At 65.5% G+C, this 16,928-nt stretch carries 12 protein-coding genes and 1 pseudogene; all 13 read right to left on the bottom strand.

Going from position 1 to position 16,928, the window contains the following annotated elements; genetic code table 11:
• Positions 1-11 precede the first annotated feature (11 nt).
• A complete protein-coding gene (locus ACKWRH_RS00065; protein ID WP_445218822.1) occupies positions 12-662 on the bottom strand; it encodes a 2-hydroxychromene-2-carboxylate isomerase in 651 nt (216 codons plus the stop codon).
• Between the two features lie 22 nt (positions 663-684).
• A complete protein-coding gene (locus ACKWRH_RS00060; protein ID WP_445218821.1) occupies positions 685-2,079 on the bottom strand; it encodes an MATE family efflux transporter in 1,395 nt (464 codons plus the stop codon).
• A 120-nt stretch (positions 2,080-2,199) separates the two neighbouring features.
• The gene (locus ACKWRH_RS00055; RefSeq protein ID WP_445218820.1) at positions 2,200-3,132 is read right to left on the bottom strand and encodes an IS110 family transposase; all 933 of its coding nucleotides are present in this window, start codon (positions 3,130-3,132) and stop codon (positions 2,200-2,202) included.
• 382 nt (positions 3,133-3,514) lie between these two features.
• Complete coding sequence (gene murA / locus ACKWRH_RS00050) at positions 3,515-4,810, bottom strand: UDP-N-acetylglucosamine 1-carboxyvinyltransferase (protein WP_445218819.1); 1,296 nt, start codon at positions 4,808-4,810, stop codon at positions 3,515-3,517.
• A gap of 254 nt (positions 4,811-5,064) precedes the next feature.
• Entirely contained in the window at positions 5,065-5,532 is a 468-nt protein-coding gene (locus ACKWRH_RS00045) for a hypothetical protein (RefSeq protein WP_445218818.1), read from the bottom strand.
• 200 nt (positions 5,533-5,732) lie between these two features.
• On the bottom strand, positions 5,733-8,168 hold the full coding sequence (gyrB, locus tag ACKWRH_RS00040) for a DNA topoisomerase (ATP-hydrolyzing) subunit B (RefSeq protein ID WP_445218817.1): 2,436 nt from the start codon (positions 8,166-8,168) through the stop codon (positions 5,733-5,735).
• 282 nt (positions 8,169-8,450) lie between these two features.
• Positions 8,451-9,191 carry a hypothetical protein gene (locus ACKWRH_RS00035; RefSeq protein WP_445218816.1) on the bottom strand — a complete coding sequence of 247 codons (741 nt, stop codon included), beginning with the start codon at positions 9,189-9,191 and terminating at the stop codon, positions 8,451-8,453.
• A gap of 84 nt (positions 9,192-9,275) precedes the next feature.
• Positions 9,276-11,444 carry a hypothetical protein gene (locus ACKWRH_RS00030; protein ID WP_445218815.1) on the bottom strand — a complete coding sequence of 723 codons (2,169 nt, stop codon included), beginning with the start codon at positions 11,442-11,444 and terminating at the stop codon, positions 9,276-9,278.
• A 108-nt stretch (positions 11,445-11,552) separates the two neighbouring features.
• The gene (locus ACKWRH_RS00025) at positions 11,553-12,296 is read right to left on the bottom strand and encodes a hypothetical protein (protein ID WP_445218814.1); all 744 of its coding nucleotides are present in this window, start codon (positions 12,294-12,296) and stop codon (positions 11,553-11,555) included.
• Positions 12,297-12,409: 113 nt separating this feature from the next.
• Positions 12,410-13,546: a DNA replication/repair protein RecF gene (gene recF / locus ACKWRH_RS00020; RefSeq protein ID WP_445218813.1), complete on the bottom strand. Its 1,137-nt coding sequence runs from the start codon at positions 13,544-13,546 to the stop codon at positions 12,410-12,412.
• 89 nt (positions 13,547-13,635) lie between these two features.
• A pseudogene (locus ACKWRH_RS00015) lies at positions 13,636-13,990 on the bottom strand (DUF559 domain-containing protein).
• Positions 13,991-14,116: 126 nt separating this feature from the next.
• On the bottom strand, positions 14,117-15,235 hold the full coding sequence (gene dnaN / locus ACKWRH_RS00010; protein ID WP_445218812.1) for a DNA polymerase III subunit beta: 1,119 nt from the start codon (positions 15,233-15,235) through the stop codon (positions 14,117-14,119).
• Between the two features lie 280 nt (positions 15,236-15,515).
• Complete coding sequence (gene dnaA, locus ACKWRH_RS00005; protein ID WP_028151114.1) at positions 15,516-16,928, bottom strand: chromosomal replication initiator protein DnaA; 1,413 nt, start codon at positions 16,926-16,928, stop codon at positions 15,516-15,518.

The raw sequence follows: 16,928 nt of genomic DNA, 5'->3' as shown, positions 1-16,928 counted from the left end.
TAAAGCAACGATCAACGCTTTTTCAGGCCCCTGTCCTTCATGCGCCAGAGCAGCAGGTCGATGCGGTCCTGGCCGAAGAACGGCTCATTCTCGAACACGAAGGTCGGCACGCCCCAATGACCGGAGGCGGCATGGTCCTTCTCGTTCTCGGTGATCACCCGCTCGTAGCGATCGGGGTCGGCGCTGATCGCTTCATCCATCGCGGCGAGATCGAACCCGGCCTTCTCGGCGGCGCGGGCGAGATGATCGCCTTCGTTCCATCCCGCCACCGAGCCGTCCCACAGCACGCGCGCGATCGCGTCAGTGAATGCGAGCGAACGGCCTTCGAGCTGGGCCATGGCACCCAGCCGGGTCAGGCGGTGGATGTAGGGCTGCTCGGCCGCAACATCGAACGTCGTCTTGTCCTGAACGATCGGATCGGGCCTCGGAAAGCGGAACGGGATGCCCTCGTGCTGCGCCACGCGCGTGCTGTCGAGCACCACATAGCGAATGAAGTTCGGACTGGCCTTCTTGAAGAAGCCGGGCACGCGGACGGCGAGCGGATAGACCGGCCGCAAATTCACTGCGAGATCGTACTCTTCGACGAGCTTGAGCGTCTTCGGCAGCGCCAGATAGCTGAAGGGACTGCGGTAGGAGTAGAAGAGGTCCACGGACAGGGTCATCGCACCGGCTCCATGATCCCGATCATCCCGCCAGTCTGCGCGTCAGCATGCGGAAGCGCAAGATCAGGGGGCCGGCATAGACGAATGTCCCGACCGAGAACCCGATCCAGACGCCGACCGCGCCGAGCCCGGCATTGAAGGCCAGCACCCAGGCGATGGGAAAGGCGACGCACCAATAGCCGATCGCCGCGAACAGCAACGTCATCCTGGTATCGTTGATGCCGCGCAGTGCGCCGCCCATGATGGTCTGGAGGCCATCGGCGATGAAGAAGGTCGCGCCGACCAGCAGCAGGGTCGCCGTCAGCTCGACAGTGGCCGCGCTGGCCTCGCTGCTCCCGAAGAACAGCCGTCCGAGCTCGTAGCGGCCGAGGATGATGGCAACGGTCAGGGCCGAGACCAACGTTACGCCAAGCACCGCCGCGACGAGGCCAGCGCGCCTCACCGCGGCCGGGTCGTCGCGGCCGAAAGCATGGCCGACGCGGACCGTCGCCGCCATGCCGATGCCAAGCGGGACCATGAACAGCACGGCCGCGACCTGGAGCGCGATCTGGTGCGCGGCGATCGCCGTGGTCGAGATCAGCCCCATCAGCAGCGCGGCTGAGGAGAACAGGCCATATTCCATCAGCAGCGAGAACGAGATCGGCGCGCCGATCGCGATGAGCTGGCGCATCAGCGGCCAGTCGATCCGCCACAGATGGGCGAGCGGGCGGTAGTCCGCGAACGGCTTTCGCCATGCGGCGATGGCGAGCACGGCGAGGAAGGTGCCGAGATTGACGAGCGTGGTCGCAAGCCCCGCGCCGAACAGGCCGAGCTCCGGCAGGCCGAACAGGCCGTGGATCAGGCAATAGACCAGCGCCGCGTTGGCGGGGATCGCTGCAATGGTGATCCACAGTGGCGGCTGCGGCCGGTTCACCGCGCTCATCATGCTGCGCAACGCGATGAAGCCGAGCGCCGGCGCGATGCCCCAGGCCAGCCCGTTCAGATAGCGCTGCGCGAGCGCGGCCGATTGCGGCGCCTGTCCGAGCGCCAGCAGGATGCGCTCGCCATAGAGCGGCGAGGCCATCATCGGCAGCGAGATCAGGAGTGCGACCCACAGGCCGGCACGCAGCGAGCGGCGTATGCGCTTGACGTCGCCGGCGCCGAACGCCTGCGCGGCCAGCGGCGACACCGCGGCCATCAATCCGAGCCCGAAGGTGAAGCTGACGAAATAAACCGTATGCGCCAGCGCGGCGGCCGCGACCGCATCCTCGCCGAGCCGCCCAATCAGCGCGAGATCTGTCGTGATCATCGCGATCTGCCCGAGCTGCGTCAGCATCATCGGCACGGCCAGCCGCAGCGTCTCGACGAACTCTTCGGCGAGATGGTTTTGCGGCACGCCGGCTTGCGGCTGCGGACGAGGCTGGACGGTGTCGAGCATGGCGGTTGCAATAGCACAGCCGCACGTCGAAAACATGGCTCGTGTCTCTTTACCCTCTCCCCTTGTGGAGAGGGTGGATCGCCGCGAAGCGGCGAGCCGGATGAGCGACTGTGTTCGCTGTCAAGCGGGTCGCCATGGTGTTTTCGTCCTGATCATGACGTTGAGGATGGTGAGCAGCTTGCGGGCGACGGCGATCAGGGCAACGAGCTTCGGCTTTCCATTGGCCACGAGGCGCTCAAAGAAGGCCTTGAGGACGGGGTTGTGACGTCTGGCGGTCATTGCTCCCATGAACAATACCGTTCGCACCGCTTGTCGCCCGCCACCAATGAAGCTTTTTCCGCGCCATTGGCCGGATTGGCGCGTGTAGGGCGCCAAGCCGGCCAGTGCCGCAATCTGCTTGCGGTTCAGGCGGCCGAGCTCTGGCAGTTCGGCCATCAAGGTCCGGGCAATGATGGGCCCAACGCCGGGAACGGAGGCCAGCAAATCCTCTGCTTCGCGCCAGGCCGGCGAAGATCGCACTGCATCGTCGATGTCCGTATCGACGCTGACGAGCTCCTTCTCCAGCGCCTTGATCAGCCGTGTGATGCTCTTTCTTAAATGCTGCGAGGTTGCGCGCTTTTCCCGTTGCCGCTCGGCACCTATCATGTCCACGATTTGACGCCGGCGCGTCACCAAATCCGAGAAAAACCGTGTCGCCTCATCCGGCAAAGGCCGGGGTTCGGGCCGTGTCGCTGCGGCAAAGTGAGCGATTACAGAAGCATCGATCGGATCGGTCTTGGCGCGTTGTCCGAGTGCCTTGGCAAAGGCACGGACCTGCGCCGGATTGACAACGACGATAGGAAGGCCGGCGCCGCCAACTGCCGCTGCCGCAATGGTCTCGAAGCCGCCCGTCGCCTCGAGCGCCACAATACTGGGCGCAAGCTGTTTCAGCCGCGCGGTCAGCTGCTCCAACCCCGCACCGTTGCGTTCTACGACGAACGCCTCACCACCGGGATGAACTGCAACGTCAAGACGGTCCTTCGATACGTCGATACCAACCGCGATGATATCCATGGTCACCCTTCCTTGCCTAATCGGGCTTCGCACTTTGCGGCCCAGGCGACTGTTCGGGTTCAATGGACTAACGGACGGGGCACCTCTCTCACCCACGGCCTGCAACGACCTGGGGGGTTGCGGGCTCCCGTCCGTCACCGCAACGTCTACAATAGCAGACCAGCGGCGTTTCGACTTACAAGGGGTTCTCTCCGCTAGCTCGGAATCGTAGGGTGGGCAAAGGCGCACTTGCGCCGTGCCCACCATCGATCCAACACTGCAACAGAAGCGGTGGGCACGCTTCGCTTTGCCCACCCTACGTTACTGTGGTCGCGGAGAAATACTCCTCATCCGGCGCTTCGCGCCACCTTCTCCCACAAGGGGAGAAGGGAAGAAAACCGCCTCAGCCCTTCCTTTCAGGCACGCGCCTGATCTTCGCGCCGAGCGCGTTCAGGCGTTCGTCGATGCGCTCGTAGCCGCGCTCGATCTGGTCGGCGTTGTTGATCGTGGAGGTGCCCTCGGCGCAGACCGCGGCCAGCAGCATCGCCATGCCGGCGCGGATGTCGGGCGAGATCATCGATGCCCCGCGCAGACGGCTGGGGCCGGCGATGATGGCGCGATGAGGATCACAGAGAACAATTCGCGCGCCCATCGCGATCAGCTTGTCGACGAAGAACATCCGCGATTCGAACATCTTCTCGAACATCAGGATCACGCCGTCGCATTGCGTGGCGGTGACGATCGCGATCGACATCAGATCGGCTGGGAAAGCCGGCCAGGGCTGGTCTTCCAGCTTCGGCACGTGGCCGCCGAAATCGTCCTGGATCTTCAGCGTCTGGTTCGAGGGCACGATGAGATCGTCACCCTCGATGCGGCAGACAATGCCGAGCCGCTCGAATCCCATGCGGATCGAACGCAGATGCTCGACGCCGGCGCGGACGATGCGAAGCGGGGAGCGCGTGACGGCCGCAAGCCCGATCAGCGAGCCGACCTCGATATGGTCGGGCTGGATCCGGTAGGTCGTAGCGCCCAGCGTCGCCGGTCCATGCACGATCATGGTGTTGGTGCCGATGCCCTCGATTCGCGCGCCGAGCGCGACCAGGAAGTTGGCGAGGTCCTGCACATGCGGCTCGGAGGCCGCGTTGCGCAAATGGGTGACGCCGTCGGCGGCGACCGCCGCGACCAGCGCGTTCTCGGTTGCGGTGACGCTCGGCTCGTCCAGGAACACGTCAGCACCGGCGAGCTTTGCCGCGCGGAATTCGAGCCGATCGGTCGCCGTGACCTTGGCGCCCAGTTGTTCGAGCGCGAGCACATGGGTGTCCAGGCGGCGGCGGCCGATGACGTCGCCGCCGGGCGGCGGCAGCATCACTTCGCCGCAGCGGGCGAGCAGGGGGCCTGCGAGCAGGATCGAGGCGCGGATGCGGACGCAGAGCTCGGGGTCGAGGTCGGCGGCGCGGATGCTCTTGGCGTGGATGTGCAGCGTGTTGCCGGCGGTCCATTCCGCCGCCGCGCCGACCGAGCGGATCAGCTCGACCAGCGTCTCGGTGTCGCGGATCCGCGGTACGTTCTCCAGCGTCACGGGATGCTCGGTGAGCAGGGCGGCGGCGATGATCGGCAGCGCCGAATTCTTGTTGCCGGACGGCTCGATCGAGCCCGAGAGCCGGTGACCGCCCTCGACAATGTACTGGATGGGCGCCACGGGGTTCTCGCTGTCCTGTTGGGTGGGGCTGTTTCGGGCGGAAACTACAGAGAATTGAGCGCGGGAGCAATTGCGGCGGCCACCGGCCGTTGCCGATCCGTTAGCCTCGGAGAGGCTGCCAATCCCTCATGGCGAGGAGCGCGGAACGCGCGTCTCGAAGCATAGAGGCCCAGCGCTCGCCCGCCGCCATCCTTCGAGACGCCCGCTATCGCGGGCTCCTCAGGATGAGGATGGGAGCTCGTAGCGTGCGCCGGTCAGAACAGACCGATGATGTTCGCCGCCACATATAGGATGACGATCAGCATCAGCACGCCCATGGCCAGGAAGGAGATCTCGATGGCGATGGCGCCGCTCCCGAGTGCGGCCGCGACACCGGCGAGGAGCCGCTCCTCGCGAAACACGAGCGCGAGGACGGAGAACAGGATGGCGAGCAGGCCGAGCGAGATCGCCCCAATCGAGGATGCCTCCCTGAGCTGGCTTCCCGTCGACTTCTCCCGTGGCGGTGCGTGGTATTCGACGCCCTTGACCCGTGCGATCAGGCGATCTTTCAGGCGATGGCCGGTGTCGACAATCACCTTGTCCGCCGGCGGCGGCGGATAGATCACGGGTATGACCCAGTGCGGCAGAACGGCCGCAATCAGCGCCAGCACGCCAATGATGCTGCCGATCACGCCGAGACGGCGGGAGGGGAGAGCAGGGCTGGTGGTCGCAGAGCTCGTCATGATGCTTCGTCGCGATGGTGGCTGGCGAGGTTCAGCCCGTGTGCATCCACATCGTCATGGCCGGGCTTGTCCCGGCCATCCTCGTCTTAGCCGCATGTACAGACGAACGTGGATGCCCGGGCCTTCGCCTCGCCGAAGCGGCTTCGGCCGCGCAGGCGGGACAAGCGCGGGCATGACGACCGCCGAAGGTCAACCAGCCCTCAAATATCGATCGTCGCGCTGAGCGAATGTTCCTGAATAAAATCGCGGCGCGGCTCGACCACGTCGCCCATCAGCTTGGTGAAGATGTCGTCGGCCTCGTCGACCTCCTTGACCTTCACCTGCAGCAGCGAGCGCGCATCGATGTCCAGCGTCGTTTCCCAGAGCTGCTCCGGGTTCATTTCGCCCAGACCTTTGTAGCGCTGCAGCGTGACACCCTTGCGGCCGGCGTCGGTGACCGCTTCGAACAGGTCGACCGGGCCGTAGACCATGTGCTCGACGTCCTTTCGCCGCAGCTTGCCAGGGCGGGCATAAACGTCCTGGAGCTTCACGGTGTATTCGTCGAGCTTGCGGGCCTCGACCGAGCCCAGGAAGGCGGCGTCAATGACGGCGGCTTCCTTGACGCCGCGCACGGTGCGCTCGAACTGGAAACCCTGACCTTCCACGTACTGGCCGAGCCAGCCGCGCTCGACCTCCTCGGACTGATTGTCCAGGCGGCCGGCGATGTACTGCGCGGCCGCGGCAGCCTTCTCGGGATCGCCGTAGATCGCCTTGTTCAGCACGCCGGTGATCGCGGCCTGCTCGATCACCTTGCGATTGTAGCGGCTGTGCAAATTGCGAAGGATGCTGCGAACGACGCGCGCATCATCGACCAGCGAACGCAAGTCGCGGCCGGTGCGATCGCCGCCGACGCCGGGAATGAAGACGCAGTCGTCGAGGCCTGTGTCGATCAGATAATCCTCGAGCGCCCGCTCGTCCTTCAGATATTGCTCGGACTTGCCGCGGCTGACCTTATAGAGCGGCGGCTGGGCGATGTAGAGGTAGCCGCCGTCGATGATGTCGCGCATCTGCCGGTAGAAGAAGGTCAGCAGCAGCGTGCGGATGTGGGCGCCGTCGACGTCGGCGTCCGTCATCACGATGATCTTGTGATAGCGCAGCTTCTCGATCGAGAACTCGTCGCTGATGCCGGTGCCGAGCGCGGTGATCAGCGTGCCGATCTGCTCGCTCCCCAGCATCTTGTCGGGGCGGACGCGCTCGACGTTGAGGATCTTGCCGCGCAGCGGCAGCACCGCCTGGAATTCGCGGTTGCGGCCCTGCTTGGCGCTGCCGCCTGCCGAGTCGCCCTCGACGATGAAGAGTTCGGATTTCGCCGGGTCCTTTTCCTGGCAGTCGGCGAGCTTGCCGGGCAGCGAGGAGACCGAGAGCGGGCTCTTGCGCGTCAGCTCGCGCGCTTTTCGCGCGGCTTCACGCGCGGCAGCGGCCTGGATCACCTTGCCGACGATCATCTTGGCTTCCGAGGGATGCTCCTCGAACCAGGCCTGGAGCGCCTCGTTGAGGACGTTCTCGACCACGGGACGCACTTCCGAGGACACCAGCTTGTCCTTGGTCTGCGACGAGAATTTCGGATCGGGCACCTTCACCGAGAGAACGGCGGTGAGGCCTTCACGGCAGTCGTCGCCGGTCAGCGCGATCTTTTCCTTCTTCGCATTGGCCTCGGCATAGCCGTTGACCTGGCGCGTCAGCGCGCCGCGGAAACCGGCCAGATGGGTGCCGCCGTCACGCTGCGGGATGTTGTTGGTGAAGCACAGCACGTTCTCGTGGTAGCTGTCGTTCCACCACAGTGCGGCCTCGACGCCGATGCCGTTGGCATCCGCGCGCACCATGATCGGCGCCGGCACGATCGCCTTCTTGTTGCGGTCGAGATATTTGACGAATTCCTCGACGCCGCCGGAATAGTGCATCTCCTCGCGCTTCTCGACCGCGTGACGCATGTCGGAGAGGGCGATGTTGACGCCGGAATTGAGGAAGGCGAGCTCGCGCAGCCGGTGCTCCAGCGTCGCGAAATCATATTCGATGTTCTTGAAGGTCTCGTTCGAGGCGAGGAACGTCACCTCGGTGCCGCGCCGGCCCGGTGCGTCGCCGACCACCTTCAGCGGCGCAACCGCATCGCCATGGGCGAACTCGATGTAGTGCTCCTTGTCGTCGCGCCAGATGCGCAAGCCGAGCTTGCTCGACAGCGCGTTGACGACGGAGACGCCGACGCCGTGCAGACCGCCGGAGACCTTGTAGGAATTCTGGTCGAACTTTCCGCCGGCATGGAGCTGGGTCATGATGACCTCGGCCGCGGAGATGCCTTCGCCCTTGTGGATGTCGACGGGAATGCCGCGGCCGTCGTCGCGCACCGTGACGGAATTGTCGGCATTGAGCACGACATCGACGCGCGTGGCATGGCCCGCCAGCGCCTCGTCGATCGCGTTGTCGACGACCTCGTAGACCATGTGGTGCAGGCCCGAGCCGTCGTCGGTGTCGCCGATATACATGCCCGGGCGCTTGCGGACGGCGTCGAGACCCTTGAGCACGCGGATCGATTCCGCCCCGTAATCGCTCGGATTTGAGGGCTCGTTTTCGGCAGGCGTCTGCCGAGCAGGTTCTGTCATGAGAGGCCTTCGAGATGTCGCCCGAATCAGCCGCGCAAAAGGCGCTGATTTGCAGGCTATTTGTGCCATGAAAGACCGCTTGCGCCTAGCGCAAAGTATCCTCCGGCAACCCTTTGATGAAATAGGGATTTTTAGCCGGTTTTCAAGGCTCCTGGAGGCCGATTCTGGGGCTTGCGAAAAGGGCGATTCGAGGCCCTGTTTTTAGCTCTTGAAGGCGTGGATTTTGCGGGGCGGAGAAGCGCGTTCCCAGGCGCCGTGGCGCCCCGGAACAGGCCGCTGGGTTCAGTAGATCTGGTCCGGCTTCTTATCGTCGTCCAGCGTGAGGGACCAGGTCTCGCCTGAGGCCACGGTGATGCTATCGGTCCGCACCGGATAGCCCGACAAGACCAGCTTGTAGGAATACGTGCCGGGCGGCAGATCCAGCGCTTGCGGGTGATTGACGCCGCCCGCGATCTTGACGGTCTGATCGTTGATCATGAGCGAAGCCACGTCCGCTACGAGATAGCCGAATATCAGCCGCGCCTGTCCTGCTATCGGCAGGAAATTGGCCTTGGCCGCGGCCTCCGTATTCCGCTGCACCAGGCTGACAATGGTCTCGTCCTTCGCGCGGCCAAGCTTCAGTGTAGCCGGCCCCTTGGGTGAGGCGAAGGCGAGCTGCACATGATCGGCGGCAACCACAGCGCCATCCGGCTTTTCCTCCCAGCCGCGCTTTGCGAGCTCCGTGCGGTAGAAGGCGAGCACATCGCTGAGCTGGGCCTGCACATGGGTTTCGAGTCCGACCCGCAGCGGGACTTCGATGCCGGTCGCATGGGTGGTGTTGGAGCTGGAGAAGCTGTGTTGCTTCGGCACCGGCATGTCGGCGTTGGGATCCGCCGGTGTGAGTACGGCCGAAGTTTGCAGTGATGGGTGCGGCATCCATCCGCCGGCGCTTGCGGCGACCAGGCCGCCCGCGAGAAGAGCGAGGCCGCACACGAACAGCCGCCATCGTGCCGGGACCTTCGTCCCGCGCCTTACCGTCGTCATGCCCACTCTCCAGGGATGTTAGCGACTAGTCGCCCCACGAACCGGACAGGTTCAACGTGGCCCTTACGGGCACAGGCGGCGGGATCAATACATCTGGAGCGGAAGCACCTCGCCGGTCGGCCCCACCAGGAGGCCCCAGGCGTCGCCGGCGGCAACGGTCAGGGTTTCGGTGCGGGCGGGCTGTCCGGGCATGCGCAGCGCGTACTGATACTTGCCGGGCGGCAGATCGAGCATCGGGCCCTTCGGCGATTGCGGGCCGCCGGCGCCGGCCGCGATCTTGATGGTCTGCTTGTTGATCGTCAGCGAGGCTTCCTTCGGCCCGATATTGCCGAGCATCACCCTGGCTTGTCCGGCCTTCGGCATGATGTCGGCCTTGGCTGCGGCCTGCGGATTCCGCTGCACCAGGCTGACGGTGGTCTCGTCCCTGGCGCGGCCGAGCTTCAGCACAGCCGGTCCCTCCGGCGAGGTGAACGTTAGCTCCGCCCGCTCGGCGGTGACCGTCGCGCCGTCAGTCTTTTCCTGCCAGCCGCGCTTGGTGAGCTCCGCGCGATAGAAGGCGAGGACATCCGAGAGCTCAGCTGGAATGCTGGCCTCGAGCTCCTTGCGGAACGACTGGTCGCTGCCGGGGAATTTCGTGGAGCTGACGCCACTCGAGCTACGCTGCGTCGGTACCGGCAGGGCCGCGTCGGGATCGGGCTTGAGCGGCTCGGTCGATTTGGCTTGGATCGGCTTTGCTTCTGCCGATTTGGACTCAACCGGCTTCGCCGCAGCCACGACCAGGCCGGTGCCGTTGGCGCTGACATTCACCTTCGGGCCCATCTGCATCACGGTCATCGAGATCGACTTGCCGGCCTTGGAGAATTCCATCACCGCCATGTTGGGTTGGTTGATGACGGAGGGCTGCTCCTTCCAGCCCGCGTTCTTCAGCGATGCGCGGTAGAAGGTGCCGAGCGCTGTGACGCTGGATGTGGAGGAGAACTGGAGCCGCCCGTCGCTGCCTTCGAACTTAACGTCTTCGGCGTTTTCGGGCAGCGGTACCGGCGTCTTGCTGTCGGCAAGCGTATTGAGCGGCGCATCCGACAGCGCGGCCGCCTGCGTCTTGCGCCTTGCTTCATCGGCGGCGATGAGTTGCTTGGCCGTACCCAGCGCATCCACAAGGAACTTCTCGTCGGCTTCCTTCTTCGCCTTGGCGCGGGCGGCCAGCGCGGATTCTTTCACCTGCACGTTCAGGCTGATCATGGTGAAATCATATTTGCGGCCGAGCCGCAGCACACCGGTTTCCTCGGCCGTGGAGATCTTGATCGCGACCTCGTCGCCGGGCGCGAGCGGCGCGCTGCCGTCCTCCTGCCAGCCGCGCGCGGCGAGCTCGCGGTGATAGAAGGCCAGCACGGCGGGCAGCTCGGCCATCGCGGCGGCCGACATCTCGCGCTTATTGGAGCTTGTGCTGCCGAGGCCCCTGGCCGTCTTGGTCGGGTTCGGCCGCGGCAGGCCGGCCAGATCGCCATCGGCTTTGAGCTCGCTGGGCAGGGCGAAGGGCGCGACGCGGATATCGACATTGGTGCGGCCGTCGTCGCGGCGCGTCAGCGTCAGCATGACCGGCTTCTGCTGGTAGAAGCCGCCTTCCTTGCTATCAGCGTGCGCATAGAACGCGCGAAAGCCATTGGGAACGGTCTCATCCAGGCTGGTCGTCCAGCGCGCGGCGGTTTCCGGCGTGAGCTTCTGCCAGCCGATCGCGGCCATCTGGCTGGCGTAGAAATCCGACGTCGCATCGAGCGCGCTGGGCGCGATGCAGCCGAGATAGGGCCGGGTCCCATCGAACATGATGTCGCTCGCGCCGTCCGGAAACGGCACGTTCCCGTAGATCCGGTCGGTCGTGTAGTAGACCACGGATTGATCGGGCCGGCCGAGGGCTTGCGTGAAGTGAACCGAAAGGCCTTGCCGTCCCTTCTTGAAGTTCAGCGTGGCGCTCTTCTCCTCCAGCGGCCTCACATAGGGCACCCAGCCGTCAGTGCTGAGGAGTTTTTTCACGGCCGGCGATGTCACGGCTTCCGGCGTCGGCATGCGGTATTCGACGCGGTAGGGATCGGGACGCGAGGTGTCCTCCACCGCGCCCTCGAGCTGCGGCAGCGCATGGACGTCGACGATGCCTCCGTCGGCGGCGGCCGCGATCGAGCAACTCGCCATCAGGACAAGGCCGCAGGCAAGCAGCCGCCAGCGTGCCGGGACTTGCATCCCGCGCGGGGTCATCGACATCGTCAAAACTCCTGGATTTCGCGCGGGTATTCATCCCTCGCGCGTGTGCAGGCTGCGACACCGTCGGCGCGGCCTCAGACCAGAAGTCGCGGCAGAAACCCGGGAGGTTCAATACAATAGGAGCGGCGACCATGCCTCTCCGTTGCGCCCGACCGTAAGCTCCCAGGTATCGCCGGCGGCGAAGTTGAGGATGCTCGTAGTGGCTGGATGGCCCGGCACGCTCACCTCGTAGGAATATTTGCCGGGCTGCAAATCCAGCGAAACCGCGTAGGCGCCGGCGGCGTGCTTGATGGTCCGGTCGTTGATCGTGAGCGTGGCTTCCGTTTCGCTGATATTGGAGAACACCAGCTTCGCCTGGCCGGGCTCGGGCATGACGTTCGCATTGGCCGCGACAGATGCATTCTTCTGCACGAGATTGACGGCGGTGCTGGCGTCTTTGCGGTCGAGCGCCAGCATGCCAGGTCCGAGCGGGGAGGCGAAGGCGAGCTGGACGTGATCGGCGGAGACCACCGCGCCATCGCGCTGCTCCTGCCAGCCGAGCTTGCTGAGCTCGGTGCGGTAGAAGGCGAGCACGTCGCGGAGCTCGGCGGGCACGGTGGCCTCCAGCCTTGTGCGGAGCGGCGTTTCAACGCCCTTGACGACGGTGGTGTGAGTTCCTCGGTAGCTGTAACGGGTCGGCGCGGGCAGCTTGGCAGCGGGGTCCGGCGTGAGTGCCGACGCGAACAGCGGCGACAGATGCGGCACCCAAGCGCTGGCGCTCGCCGCGAGCATGCAGACCGCGAGCAAGAGGAGGCCGCACGCAAACGCCAGCCATTGAGCCGGGACTCGCGCCCCGGTCCTTACCGTCCGCATCTCATTCTCCAGGGTGTTCGCGCGTGCTGCGCGCTGGCGAAGGCCGTGACAGGCATCGCCGCGGCCTCAAAAGGCTAGTCGCGAAGGGAAACGCCCGGGTTCAACGGCGAGGCCTATCGGCGGGCCGAGACTCGTCCGCTCTCGACGTCAAAGACTTCGCCCCCGGCGCCGATCTCGGCAAAGGCGGCGGGGTCGGCGCCGGTCAGCCACACCTGCGCGCCGAGCTTGCGTAGCTCCTCGAACAGCGCCGCGCGCCGGTTCGGATCGAGATGCGCGACGACCTCGTCGAGCAGCAGCAGCGGCACGATGCCGGTCATCTCGGCGACCAGGCTCGCATGCGCCAGCACGAGGCCAATCAGCAGCGCCTTCTGCTCGCCGGTCGAGGCATCGCGCGCCGGCATGCTTTTCGGCGCATAGATCACCTGGAGATCGGTGAGGTGCGGGCCGTCGGTGGTGCGGCCGGCGATGGCGTCGCGCGGGCGGTTGTCGCGCAGGATCTGGCGGTAGCGGTCCTCGACCGACGTCGCGGTCTCGTTGAGCAGCGCGTTCTCCATCCAGCCGTCGAGCGCGATTTGAGCGGACGGAAACGCGGATTCCTGCGCGCGGGCGTTGAGCATGCCCGTGAGGCGCGCTGCGGTCTGGCCACGCGTTGCGGCGACCGCGACCGCAAGCTCTGCGGTCTCGCGCTCGATTGCGTCACACCAATGGTCGTCGTAATTGCGTGTCTCGAGCAGGCGGTTGCGCGACCGCAGGGAGCGTTCGAGCGCGGAGATGCGGCTCGAATGCTCGCTGTCGATGGCCAGCACCAGGCGGTCGAAGAAGCGCCGCCGCTCGGAGGCCGCGCCCATGAACAGCCCGTCCATCGCCGGCGTCAGCCACACCATGCGGATATGGTCGCCGAAGGCGGTCGCCGAATTCACTGGCTCGCGGTCGATGCGGCAGCGCCGGCTGACCGTGCTGTCGGGGCGCGGCGCGTCGATGCCGGTGCCGAGCGTGGCGAGCCCCAGCGCGCCCTCGACCTGCGCGGACACCGCCCAGGAGCCGTCGCCCTGGTTGTCGGCGACATCTTCCAGCGTCGCGCGCCGCAAGCCGCGGCCCGGCGACAGGAACGAGATCGCCTCGATGCAATTGGTCTTGCCGGCCCCGTTCGGTCCGACCAGCGCCACCATGTCAGCCGCCGTCTCGAGCCCCGCCGCCCGGTAATTGCGAAAATGCGTCAGCGTCAGGCGTTGAATGCGGGAGGGGGTCATCAGTTCTTCGTCATGGACGCGATTCTTCCCCTCTCCCCTTGTGGGAGAGGGTGGCGCCTCACGAAGTGAGGCGACGGGTGAGGGGTATCTTACCGCCCGGCAAGCTTTGCAAGGATGTCTTCCAACACCGAAGTGGGTTGCTGCAGCACGTCATTGTTCCAGTAACGCGCTATGGCGAAACCTTCGGCGGACAAGGCCGCGTCACGAGCTGCGTCGCTTTCTGATTCTGCATGTTGGCTTCCGTCAATCTCGATCACGAGTCTTTTCTCGAAACAGAATGTAGTTCTTGAACGGCTTCTGTCGGCGAAACTTGAATGTGGAGAGCCGACGATCCCTCAGCAAGCGCCACATTGCCCTTTCGGCGTCAGTCGGCTCGTGCCGCATCTTCCGTGCAAATTGGCGGAGAGGCGGGGAGGTCGGTCGATGGGACGGGTCTCGTGGCACCAACCCCTCACCCAAGTGAGTTTGCGTCAAACACCGGTGCAGCCCTCTCCCACAAGGGGAGAGGGCGCAGTAACGTGCATCGCGCTGGCTCTAAAGGCAGTGTGCGCTGGTGAGGGAACACGTCCCTCAAACCCGCATCGGCATCAGCACGTAAAGCGCGCTCTTGTCGTCCTTGTCCTGCACCAGCGTCGGCGAGCCGGGGTCGGCGAGCTTCAGCGTGGCGACGTCGCCTTCGATCTGGGCGGCGATGTCGAGGAGGTAGCGCGAGTTGAAGCCGATATCGAGGGCGTCGGAGGCGTATTCGACTTCGAGCTCTTCGGTCGCGCTGCCGGAATCCGGGTTGGTGACCGACAGCACCAGCTTGCCCGGTGACAGCGAGAGCTTCACGGCGCGGCCGCGCTCGCTGGAGATGGTGGAGACGCGGTCGACCGCGTTCTCGAAATCCTTCTTGTCGACGACGAGTTCCTTGTCGTTGCCCTGCGGGATCACGCGGCCATAGTCGGGGAAGGTGCCGTCGATCAGCTTCGAGGTCAGCACCACATTGCCGATGGTGAAGCGGATCTTGGCCTGCGACAGCTCGATCGTGACTTCTGCCTCGTTGTCCTCGATCAGGCGCTGCACCTCGCCGACGGTTTTCCGCGGCACGATCACGCCGGGCATGCCGTCGGCGCCCTTGGGCTGGACCAGGTCGAGCTGGGCGAGGCGGTGGCCATCGGTGGCAACGCCGCGCAGGGTGGCGGCCGTGGCCGTGCCCGCGGCGTGCAGATAGATGCCGTTGAGGTAATAGCGCGTCTCTTCGGTCGAGATCGCGAACTGGGTGCGGTCGATCAGCCGCTTGACGTCCTTGGCGGCGAGCGAGAACGAGTGCGACATGTCGCCGGCCGCGAGATCCGGGAAATCATTCTCCGGCAGGGTCTGCAGCGTGAAGCGCGAGCGGCCAGCGCGGATCGCCAGCACGGCGCGGTCGCCGTCGGCCTCCAGCACGATCTGCGAGCCATCAGGCAGCTTGCGCACGATGTCGTAGAACATGTGCGCCGGCACGGTGGTGGAGCCCGCGGTCGCGGTTTCGGCCGCGAGCGTCTCCGTCACCTCGAGGTCAAGGTCGGTCGCCTTCAGCGACAATTTCGCGTTCTCGGCACGGACCAGCACGTTGCCGAGGATCGGAATGGTGTTGCGGCGCTCGACCACGCGGTGGACATGACCCAGCGATTTCAGGAGTTGCGCGCGTTCGACCGTAACCTTCATTGCACTACTCGCCCGATCCCCAAGGAAACACAACGTTGGAAAAGCCGGGCGGCGGGACGCGCGCCACGGCACCGAAGACCCCGAAAAGCCGGATCATCCAGCCGATATGACCAAAGCCGTCAGGGTCGCGCAAGGTGGCGCGGAAAGCCATCCGTTTCAAGGGATTGGGGGGTGGTTCCCCACGATTTACAGCCCAAAAGGAGGGCGGCCGTCCCGGCAAACGAACACCGCCGCCCAGGCATGGCCGGGGCGGCGGGAGAATGACAGGAGCCCTAGGCGTTTATTCCTGAAGCTGGCGCTTCAGCGACTCGACTTCCTCGGACAGTGCCGTGTCCTTGTTGACCAGCGCCTCGATCTTGCGCACGGCGTGCAGCACCGTGGTGTGGTCGCGCCCGCCGAAGCGGCGGCCGATCTCGGGCAGCGAGCGCAGGGTCAGCGTCTTGGCGAGATACATCGCCACCTGGCGCGGACGGACCACGTTGGCGGTGCGGCGCGAGGACAGGAGGTCGGAACGGCTGACGTTGTACTGCCGCGCTACCACGCGCTGGATGTCCTCGATCTTGATCCGCTTCGGCTCCTGCGGCCGGACCAGATCGCGTACTTCGCGCTCGGCCATCTCCAGCGTCACCGGCTGGTTGTTCAGCTTCGAGTGCGCGAGAAGCCGGTTGATCGCGCCTTCGAGGTCGCGGCCGTTATGGGTGATGGTGCGCGCCAGATAGAGCAGCACCTCCTCCGGCACGTCGAAGGTGGCGTGATGGGCGCGGGCCGCCGCGACGCGCGACTTCAGGATGCCATGCCGCAGCTCTTCGCCGAGCGAGCCCATCTCGACCACGAGACCGCCGGCCAGACGCGAGCGCACGCGATCGTCGAGGCTTTCGAGGTCGGACGGCGGACGGTCGGCCGCGATCACGACCTGGCGGCCGGCATCGATCAGCGCGTTCAGCGTGTGACAGAACTCGGCCTGGGTCGACTTGCCCTGCAGAAACTGGAGATCGTCGATCACGAGCACGTCGATGCCGCGCAGCGCTTCCTTGAAGGCGAGCGCCGTCTGCGTCTTCAGCGCGGCGACGAAGCCGTACATGAATTTTTCGGCCGTGAGATACAGCACCTTGCGCTCGTTGCCGGAATTGCCGGCCCAGGTCACGGCCTGGAGCAGATGCGTCTTGCCGAGGCCAACGCCCGCATGGATGTAAAGCGGGTTGAACATGACGGGATCGCCGCGACGCCCTTCGGCGACCTGACGAGCCGCCGCATGCGCCAGCGTGTTGGAACGGCCGACGACGAAGCTTGCAAAGGTCAGGCGCGGATCGAGCGGCGAGCCGCCGAGCGCGTCATGATTTGCGGAGACCGGCGCAGTCGCCGTCGAGCGCAGTTCCGGCGCGGGCGCGCGGCGTGTTTCGACCGGCGCAGGCGCTTCCTTCTGCTGCACGACCGGGCGCACCGCGGAGCGAACGGTGAGATCGATGCGATGCACTTCCGGCGCCTCGGCCTGCCAGCACGACAGCACGCGCTCGGCATAATGCGCCTGAATCCAGCTCTTCAGGAAGCGCGTCGGAACCGAGAGCCGCACGCTCTCCTCCTGCACGCCTTCCAGATCCATGCGGGCGAACCAGCTCGTATAGACGTCTTCGCCTACGTTCGAGCGCAGCCGGCTCTTCACGCGTGACCAGCGATCCTGTTCCGATGTGTTCAT

It is taken from the genome of Bradyrhizobium sp. Pa8, assembly GCF_052588265.1.
This window is presented reverse-complemented; position numbering and strand designations above follow the sequence as displayed.